This is a genomic window from Kitasatospora sp. NPDC058048 (assembly GCF_042885555.1).
GTDB lineage: Bacteria > Actinomycetota > Actinomycetes > Streptomycetales > Streptomycetaceae > Kitasatospora > Kitasatospora lactacystinica.
This window is the reverse complement of record NZ_JBHVRT010000016.1, coordinates 177,149-186,188: the sequence shown is the minus strand read 5'-3', so window position 1 is coordinate 186,188 and position 9,040 is coordinate 177,149. Positions and strand designations below refer to the sequence as shown.

Below are 9,040 nucleotides of genomic sequence, written 5' to 3'. Positions count from 1 at the left end.
GCCCGCGCCCGTGCCCGCCGCGCCGCCCGCGCCTGCCGCGCCGCCCGCGCCCGTGCCCGCCGCGCCGCCCGCCGTCCCGTCGGTGCTGCCCCCGCTGACCACGCCGCCGGTGACGGCCACGCCGCCGGCCGAGTCCGTCCGGGCCGCACTGCGCGAGCGCCGGTCCGCCGCGTACCGGGCGGCCACGGCCGGCGAGTCGGCGATGCTGCTGCAGACGCTCGCCCAGGAGTGCGTGACGGTGCTCGGCCGGAGCGACCGGGACACCCTGTGCACCTGGCGGGACTTCGCCTGGTACCTCAGCCGGACCGGGGACCTGAACGGCGCGGTCCGGCTGCTGACCGCCCTGGTGGACGACATGCGCGCGGCGCTCGGCGCGGTCGACCCGGACACCCTCGGCGCCCGCTACCACCTGGTCTGGTGCGTCGGCGAGAGCGGTGCGCCGGTCACCGCGATCCGGCTGATGAACGAGCTGCTGCCCGACCTGCACGCCGCCTGGGGCCCGTACGACCCGCGGGTCCTGAAGGCCCGGCACGACCTCGCGCTGCACCGGGCCAACCGGGGCGACCCGCAGGGCGCGGTGCTCCAGCTGCACGGGCTGCTGCCGGACCTCGCCCGGGTGCTGGGCGAGCACCACCCGAGCACCGTGCAGGCCTGGCGGGACCTGGCCGGCTACCAGCAGCAGCTGGCCCAGGCCGGCCGCAAGGGGCCGGGGCAGCGCCGCCGCACGCCGCGGATGAGCCCGGTGGAGGCGCTGGTGCTGGTGCGGCGGCTGCGGCTGTGGGACTTCGCCACCGACGAGGAGGCCCGGGCCTGCATGGACGCACTGGACCGGGGGATCGGCCTGAAGGGCGTCGCGGACGTGGTGTTCGACGCACCGGACCACGTCTCGGACGAGGACCTGGTGGAGGAGATCTTCGGGGCCTGAGCGCCGTCGCCACGGCGCTCAGCCCGCCAGGGCCGGCGCCGGGAGGGCGGCCAGGGCGTGGAGCAGGGCGCGGGCGGCGGAGTCGTTCTGCCGGAAGCCCGGGGCGTTGGTGCGCGGGCGGGCGAAGGCGGCGGCCGCGCGCAGGCTGGTGTGCGGGCCGAGGGCGGTGCGGCGGGGGTGCGGGGCGCCGCCGAGGGCCGGGTCGAGCAGCCGGCTGTTCGCGGGGGTGATGGTGACCAGGCCGGAGCGGTGGGTGTAGTCGGGGTCGGTGACCACCTCCTCGACGATCCGCCCGGTGCGGTGCAGGTCGCGCAGCACCGGGTCCAGGGTGCGGGCCAGCGCGTGCTTGGGCAGGTACGCCTCGACCAGCGCCGTCGCGGTGACCCGGTGGCCGGGCACGGTGGCGCCGCCGGCCCGCCAGGTGCCGCTCGCCTCGTCCCGTTCGACCCGCACGTCCGCGCCGAGGAAGCGCACCACCCCGGCCTCGGAGAGGGCGAGCAGCTGGCGCAGCCGGAAGCCGGGCGGGCCGGAGGCGAGGAAGCTGAAGTAGCCGAAGAACCACCCGTCCACCTCCTCGGCGATCGACCGGGCGGTGAGCCGGCCGCTCGCCATCACCCGGGGGAGCTGGCCGAACAGCGAGAGCAGGCCGAGGAAGGCGCCGAGGTCGGCGCTGTGCGCCGGGTCGGCGCGGCGGTCGGCGTCGGCGGTGACGTACCCGCGCAGGTGTGCCTGGAGCTCCTCGTCGGTGCCGAGTTCGAGCCCGGCCAGGGGGTGGTCGAGCCGTTCGAAGTCGATCCGGTCGGCCGGGTCGGGGACGGCCTCGGCGATCAGGGCGGCGAGTTCGGGGCCGTACCAGTGGTGCCGGTCGTAGCGGCCGAGGAACTCCGGCCAGGGCAGGGCAGTGCGCCCGGGGTGGGCGTGGAACAGCTCGTGGTAGTGCCCGAAGGCGATCTCCTTGGCCATCAACGGCCAGAAGTCGCGCCGCAGTTCGAGCTGCCCACCGGTGGCGAGCACGGTGTTCACGGCGGCCTCGTCGAAGTACCGGGGGAGCGGGGCGGGCGGCCCCTGGAGCCGGTAGCCGGTCTTGGAGTGGTACGGGACGCCGCGCCGGGAGCCGAGGTGGAGCACCGGCTCGCGGCCGGAGGGCAGGTAGCGCAGCGCGGGCCCGTCCCCGACCGGCTCGAAGCGGCCGCCGCGGCCCTCGGTGAGCAGCGTGACCAGGTCCACCGAGGCGAGCCCGAGGCCGCGCAGCACCACCTGCTCGCCGGGGGCGAGCGCGGCCAGTTCGGCGGTCACGTCGGCGGAGTGGGCGGGCGGGAGGTGGAAGCGGCCGTGCCGGGCGGCGAAGGCGGCGTCGGCGGCGAAGCGCGGGTGCGGGGCCGAGTCGAGGTGGCCGAGGGTGAGCACGACGTGGTCGGCGGTGAGCGTCCGGTCGGTGAGGTGGACGCTCTGCGGGCCGTCGGCCGGGCCCTCGATCCGCCGGACGGTGTCGCGGTGGACGGTGACCGCGATGTGCGCCGGCAGTTCGGCGACGGCGCGGCGGAACACCCAGTCCAGGTAGGCGCTCTGGGCCCGGCGGGTGGGGAAGTCCGCGGGCGCGAGGGTGCGCAGCTCGGCCCGGACGGCCGGGTCGGCGACCTCCCGGTAGGGCGCGAACTCCTCCTGCCGCGCGGCCCATTCGGCGAGCGAGGGGCCGGGGCGGACCGGCCCTTCGAGGGTGGAGCGCTCGTCGGTGAACATGGTGACGTCCTCGGCCATGGAGTTCATCCGCAGCAGCGGGGACTGGTCGTGGCGCCAGATCCGGCCCGCGCCCGGCGGGTACGGGTCGACCAGGTGGATCGCCAACGGGCGCTCCTCGGGCAGGAGTTCGGCCGCGTTGGCGGCGATCCGCTCCAGCAGCCCGGTGCCGCGCGGGCCGGCGCCGACGATGACCAGCGCCGTCATGCCCGCACCACCTTCACGAAGGCCGCGCGGGCCCGCTGCAGCGGGGTGGGCGGCAGGCCGTCGCGGGTGGCGCCCCGGGCGAAGTGCCGTTCCACGTAGTACTGGCCGACGGACAGCAGGGTGGTGACCACCAGGTACCAGATGGTGGCGACCATCAGCATCGGGATGACCCGGTACGACTGGAGGTAGACCAGCTGCACCGAGTAGAGCAGGTCGGAGACGGCCAGCACGCTGACGATGCTGGTGCCCTTGAGGGCGCCGATCAGCATGTTCCCGGCGGTCGGAACGATCGCCCGCATCGCCTGCGGCACCACGATCCGGCGCAGCACCCGCCACCGGCCGAGCCCGAGCGCGGACGCCGCCTCCAGCTGGCCGCGGTCGACGGACAGGATGCCGCCGCGGATCACCTCGGCGGCGTACGCGGTCTCCAGCAGGGTGAGGCCGATGACGGCGGTCAGGGTGGGGCCCATCAGGTTGACGGTCCTGACCGTGACGAACTCGGGGCCGAACGGGACGCCGAGGCCGAGGGTGGGGTAGAGCGCGCCGATGTTGAAGAAGAACAGCAGCTGCACCAGCGGCGGGGTGGAGCGGAACACCCAGATGTAGACCCAGCTCAGCGTGCGCAGCACCGGGTTGGCGGACAGCCGCATGGTGGCGAGGAGGGTGCCGAGCAGGAAGCCGAGGGCGAGGGTGACGGCCGTCAGCCAGAGGGTCAGGGCGAGTCCGTCGAGCACGGACCGGGCGGTGAACCAGTCGGCGACCACGCTCCACTGGAAGGCCTTGTTGCGGATCACCGAGTTGACCGCCATCGCGGCCAGCAGCAGGGCGACGGCGGCGGCGGCCCACTGGCCGGGCTTGCGGCGGGCGACGATCCGGGCCTCGGCGGCGGGCGGCGCGGGGGGGCGGTCGAGTGCGGAGGGGGCGGGCAGGACGTCCTGCGGGGTGGCCATGGCGGCGGCTCCTGGGCGGAGTGCGGGCGGGGAGGTGTACGGCGGTGGTCACGTACGGGGGCGCGGCCCGCGTCCCTCAACACGGCCGGCGCATTGCACTGCACTCCGCGCCGATCGTACGCATGCGCGATCGACGGCTGTCAAGGGTGATCGGGACGGCGGAGGGCCCGGCCGGGGCGCGTCGGAAAAGCGACAGGAGATCGCAACAGTGCGGCAATGATGGATGGTTGACGTACCGATCGGCCGACTGCTCAACTTGAGGCCATGTACGCCGAGCAGCCCCTGGTCAGCCGCGACCACATCGACTTCGGTCGGGTGTGGTCCGCGGCGTGTCGCGGCTGACCCGGCAGCGGGCCGTCCGTCCGGCCTGATCTCCCGGCGGGGAGCCCTCCCTCGGTTCGCCCCGTCGCGGCCCGGATCCGTCGTCGGCTACCGGCGACGCGTCAGGCCTTCGCTGCCGCCGTCGACTTCGCACTGCGCTCCGGCCCTTCCGCACTCCGGCTCTCCCGCACTCCGGCAGTCCCCTCCCGTCGCCGTTTTCACCGTCACGTCCACCGTCACGTGTTCGACGGCCGCCCCGCCGCGGCCGCCTCCGGCGCCCCCCGCCTCCGGCCGGGTGGCACCCCCTGCCCACCCGCAGTCCACCGGAGTCCCGCCCACCCGAAAGGTTCCGCCATGCCCGTCGAATTCCTCGGTATCGCCGCCACCGGCGACGGTTCGGAGACCACCGCCCGCACCACCGCAGCCTTCGACCGCGACTACACCCTGCGGCTGGCCCGGGCGCACGAGGACCACGGCTGGGACCGGGTGCTCTTCGCCTACGGGGCCGGCGCCCCGGAGCCGTCGGCCGCGGCGGCCTTCCTCGCCTCGCACCTGGAGCGCCTCCAGATCCTGCTGGCCCACCGGCCGAACGTCTCCTACCCGACCTTCGCCGCCAAGACCTTCGCGACCCTCGACCGGATCAGCGACGGCCGGCTGACCGTGCACTTCATCACCGGCGGCAACGACCACGAGCAGCGGCGCGAGGGCGACTTCCTGACCAAGGACCAGCGCTACGAGCGCACCCGGGAGTACATCGGCATCGTCAAGAAGGCCTGGACCAGCCGGGAGCCCTTCGACCACGAGGGCCCGCACTACCGCTTCGACGACTTCGTCTCGGACGTCTTCCCCGTGCAGCAGCCGCGCCCGGGGGTCTCCTTCGGCGGCTCCTCCGACGCGGCCTACGCGGCCGGCGGCGCCGAGGCGGACGTCTACTGCCTCTGGGGCGAGCCGCTGGCCCGCACCGCCGAGCAGATCGAGCGGGTGAAGGAGGCGGCCCGGGCCGCCGGGCGCACCGACGTGCCGCGGATCCAGGTGGCGTTCCGGCCGATCATCGCGCCGACCGAGGAGCTGGCCTGGGAGAAGGCGCACCGGACGGTGGCCGCGATCCGGGACCGTCGGGGCACCGACCGGGCGGGGACGAACCCGGCGACCGGGACGCGCGGGGCCGGGACGCGCGGGACCGCGGCGCCCGAGAACGTCGGCTCCCAGCGGCTGATCGAGATCGCCGAGGCCGGCGAGCGCTACGACCGCGCCCTGTGGACCCCGACCGCCGCGGCCACCGGCGGGGCGGGCAACTCCAACGCGCTGGTCGGCACCCCGGAGACGGTCGCCCAGGCGCTGCTCGACTACTACGACCTCGGCGTGGACATCCTCTCCGCGCGCGGCTACCACCTGCTGGACGACGCGATCGACTTCGGCCGGTACGTCATCCCGATCGTCCGCGAGGAGGTCGCCAAGCGGGACGCCGCCAGGGCCGCCAGGGCCGAGCGGGCCGAGCGCGACCGCCACCAGCTGATCGCGGTGCAGGCGTGAGCGCAGGCGCGGGCCCGGCCGACGGGTGGGAGTTCCGCAGGGCCGCGATCGACGATCCGCTGGTCGAGCCGCTGCTGCGCGAGCTCACCCACGAGTACGTCACCCGGTACGGCCCCGAGGCGCACCAGGAGATGACCCGCTACCCCGCCGGGGACTTCGCCGAGCCGCACGGCGTGCTGCTGCTCCTGCTGGAGGACGGCGAACCGGTGGCCGGCGGCGCGTACAAGCGCTACGACGACCGCACCGCCGAGGTGAAGCGGATGTGGACGCACTCCGCGCACCGGCGCCGGGGCCTGGCCCGCCGGGTGCTGGCCGAGCTGGAGCGGACCGCGGCCGCGGCCGGCTACACCCGCTTCCACCTCACCACCGGCCCGCGCCAGCCGGAGGCCAGGAACCTCTACCTGGCGGCCGGCTACACCCCGCTGTTCGACGTCTCCGCCGACCCCCTGACCATCGGGCCGCTCCCCTTCGAGAAGCACCTGCCCGTTCTGACCACGACCTCCTGAAAGGCCCCCTCGTGAGAACCACCACCGTCCGCCGCCGCCTGCTCGCGACCGCCGTCCTGCTGCCGGTCCTGGCCCTGGCCGCCTGCGGCTCGGACCCGAAGATCGCGGGCGCGGCGGCGGGCGGTCCGGCCGCCACCGCCACCGAGGACCTCGTCTCCGGCCTCAGGACCTCGGAGTCCGCCGCCGCGCTGCTGCCCGAGGAGGTCCGCAGGGCCGGCACGCTGAAGTTCGGCTCGGCCTTCGGCGCGCCGCCCAGCGCGTTCTACACCGACCAGGCCGACAGGAAGCCGGCCGGGATCGACGTGGACTTCACCGACGCGGTGGCCAGGCTGCTCGGCCTGACCGTGCAGCGCGAGCAGGCCGCCTTCGAGACCATCCTGCCCGCCCTGGACAGCGGGAAGTACGACGTCGGCACCGGCAACTTCGGGGTCACCGCGGCCCGGCTGAGGACCATCGACTTCGTCACCTACATCGACGACGGCCAGGGCTTCGCGGTGAAGAAGGACAACACCGCGGTCCAGCCGGTCACCGACCTGGTCCAGCTGTGCGGACTGACCATCGGCACCGGCGCCGGCACCACCTTCGAGACCACCCTCAACAGCCGGAAGAACGTCTGCGCCGACGCCGGGAAGAAGCCGTACGAGGTCAAGGCGTTCAGCGAGAGCGGCGCCCTGCTGACCAGCCTCCAGCAGGGCCGGGTGGACATCGAGATGTCCACCATCAACGGCCTGCGCCACCAGGCCGCGCAGGAGGCCTCCGGGACCCGCTTCCTCAACGAGTTCCACCGGCTCGACGTCGGCTTCGCCCTGAAGAAGGGCTCGAAGCTCGCCCCGGCCCTCCAGGCGGCGGTCAACCAGCTGATCAAGGACGGGACGTACGAGCGGATCCTGCGCAAGTGGGGGGTCGCCGAGTCGGCGATCGAGGAATCGCGGATCAGCCCGCCCGAGCACGCCTGAGCGCCGGCCACCGAGGAGACCTCCGATGACCGTCACCACCACCGTCACCACCGTCACCACCGGGACCCGGCCGGCCCCGCCCCCGGCCGACCCCGCCCCCGCCCCTGACCCCGACCTCGACCTCGACGCACTGGCCGGTCTGCGGACCGTGCCCGCCCGCCACCCCTGGCGCTGGGCCGCCGGGATCGCCGCGCTGGTCGTGCTCGCCCAGTTCGCCCACGGCCTGGCCACCAACCCCGGCTGGGACTGGGCCACGTTCCGGCTCTACTTCACCGCCGACACCATCCTCCGGGCGATCGGACGGACCCTCGAACTCACCGCCTACGGCACGGTGCTGGGCTTCGTGCTGGGCACCGCGGTGGCCGCGATGCGGCTGTCCCGCAGCGCGATCCTGCGCTCCATCGCCTGGGCCTACGTGTGGGTGTTCCGCTCGATCCCGCTGATCGTCCAGCTGGTGTTCTGGTTCAACCTCTCCTACCTGTACAAGCGGTTCGGGATCGGCATCCCGTTCGGCCCGACCTTCGGCGAGGTCGAGACGGTCGGGGTGCTCGGCGCGCTCGGCGCGGCGGTGCTCGGCCTGGGGCTGCACCAGGCCGCGTTCGCCGCCGAGATCATCCGCGGCGGCATCATCGCGGTGGACGCCGGCCAGCGGGAGGCCGCCGCCGCGCTCGGCATCCCGCGCTGGCGGCAGGGCCGGCGGATCGTGCTGCCGCAGGCGATGCGCGGCATCCTCCCGGCCGCCGCCAACGAGGTGATCTCCCTGCTCAAGGGCACCTCGGTGGTCTACGTGATGGCGATCGGCGAACTCTTCTACCAGGCCCAGGTGGTCTACGGCCGAACCGGCCGGGTGGTGCCGCTGCTGATGGTCGCCACCGTCTGGTACGTGCTGCTGACCACCGCCCTCTCGATCGGCCAGTACTACGTCGAGCGCCACTTCGCCCGCGGCGCCGAGCGCACCCCGCCGCCCACCCCGTGGCAGCGCGTCCGGGCCTTCGCCCGGAACCTGCCGGACCGCACCCGGCCCGCCGCCGCCCGTACCCCCGGAGGACAGTCGTGACCACGCTGACGAAGCCCGATCCGAACCCTCCCGGCCCGGCCCCGGCCGCCCCGATGGTGCGGGTCCGCGGCCTGCACAAGAGCTTCGGCCGGCTGGAGGTGCTGCGCGGGGTCGACCTGGACGTCCCGGCCGGCTCGGTGACCGTGGTGCTCGGCCCGTCCGGCTCCGGCAAGTCCACCCTGCTGCGGGCGATCAACCACCTGGAGAAGCTGGACCGCGGCCACGTCGCCATCGACGGCGAGCTGATCGGCTACCGCCGCTCCGGCGACCGGCTGTACGAGCTCAAGGAGCGCGAGGTGCTGCGCCAGCGCACCGGCATCGGCTTCGTGTTCCAGAACTTCAACCTGTTCCCGCACCTCACCGTGCTGGAGAACCTGGTCGAGGCGCCGGTCGCCGCGCTGCGCCGCCCGAAGGCCGGGGCCCAGGCGGCGGCGCTGGCGCTGCTGGAGCGGGTCGGGCTGGCCGACAAGGCCGCCGCCTACCCCCGGCAGCTGTCCGGCGGGCAGCAGCAGCGGGTGGCGATCGCCCGGGCGCTGGCGCTGGAGCCCAAGGTGCTGCTGTTCGACGAGCCCACCTCGGCACTCGACCCGGAGCTGGTCGGCGAGGTGCTGGACGTCATCAAGGACCTCGCCCGCAGCGGCACCACGATGATCGTGGTCACCCACGAGATCGGCTTCGCCCGCGAGGTCGCCGACACCGTGGTCTTCATGGACGGCGGCGTGGTGGTCGAGCAGGGCCCGCCCGCCGAGGTCCTGGACCGGCCCCGGCACGAGCGCACCCGGGCCTTCCTGGCCAAGGTCCTCTGACCCTCCCTACCCCCCAACCCCCCTTCACCGAGCAGGAGTTCC

At 74.5% G+C, this 9,040-nt stretch carries 7 protein-coding genes and 1 pseudogene; 6 read left to right on the top strand and 2 right to left on the bottom strand.

All coding sequences use genetic code 11. From position 1 onward, the window contains the following. Positions 1-925: pseudogene (locus ACFVVA_RS19200) on the top strand (hypothetical protein); the annotation flags it as partial. 18 nt (positions 926-943) lie between these two features. Here the strand turns inward: ACFVVA_RS19200 and ACFVVA_RS19195 are convergent. Continuing rightward, positions 944-2,869 carry an FAD/NAD(P)-binding protein gene (locus ACFVVA_RS19195; protein ID WP_387690932.1) on the bottom strand — a complete coding sequence of 642 codons (1,926 nt, stop codon included), beginning with the start codon at positions 2,867-2,869 and terminating at the stop codon, positions 944-946. Beyond that, positions 2,866-3,819 carry an amino acid ABC transporter permease gene (locus tag ACFVVA_RS19190; protein WP_387690930.1) on the bottom strand — a complete coding sequence of 318 codons (954 nt, stop codon included), beginning with the start codon at positions 3,817-3,819 and terminating at the stop codon, positions 2,866-2,868. The genes ACFVVA_RS19195 and ACFVVA_RS19190 overlap by 4 nt, the downstream gene beginning before the upstream one ends. Positions 3,820-4,494: 675 nt before the next feature. Between ACFVVA_RS19190 and ACFVVA_RS19185 the strand changes: the two genes are divergently transcribed. Genes ACFVVA_RS19185 through ACFVVA_RS19165 form a run of 5 tightly spaced genes read left to right on the top strand, consistent with a single transcriptional unit; the run spans position 4,495 to position 8,998 of the window. Continuing rightward, entirely contained in the window at positions 4,495-5,673 is a 1,179-nt protein-coding gene (locus ACFVVA_RS19185) for an LLM class flavin-dependent oxidoreductase (protein ID WP_387690928.1), read from the top strand. Beyond that, complete coding sequence (locus ACFVVA_RS19180; RefSeq protein WP_387690926.1) at positions 5,670-6,179, top strand: GNAT family N-acetyltransferase; 510 nt, start codon at positions 5,670-5,672, stop codon at positions 6,177-6,179. Before ACFVVA_RS19185 ends, ACFVVA_RS19180 begins: the two co-directional genes overlap by 4 nt. A gap of 11 nt (positions 6,180-6,190) precedes the next feature. After that, complete coding sequence (locus ACFVVA_RS19175) at positions 6,191-7,135, top strand: ABC transporter substrate-binding protein (protein ID WP_387690925.1); 945 nt, start codon at positions 6,191-6,193, stop codon at positions 7,133-7,135. Between the two features lie 25 nt (positions 7,136-7,160). Beyond that, positions 7,161-8,192 carry an amino acid ABC transporter permease gene (locus tag ACFVVA_RS19170; RefSeq protein WP_387690923.1) on the top strand — a complete coding sequence of 344 codons (1,032 nt, stop codon included), beginning with the start codon at positions 7,161-7,163 and terminating at the stop codon, positions 8,190-8,192. Between the two features lie 53 nt (positions 8,193-8,245). Beyond that, positions 8,246-8,998 (top strand): amino acid ABC transporter ATP-binding protein, encoded by a 753-nt coding sequence (locus ACFVVA_RS19165; RefSeq protein WP_387690944.1) that lies wholly within the window; start codon positions 8,246-8,248, stop codon positions 8,996-8,998. Positions 8,999-9,040 lie beyond the last annotated feature (42 nt).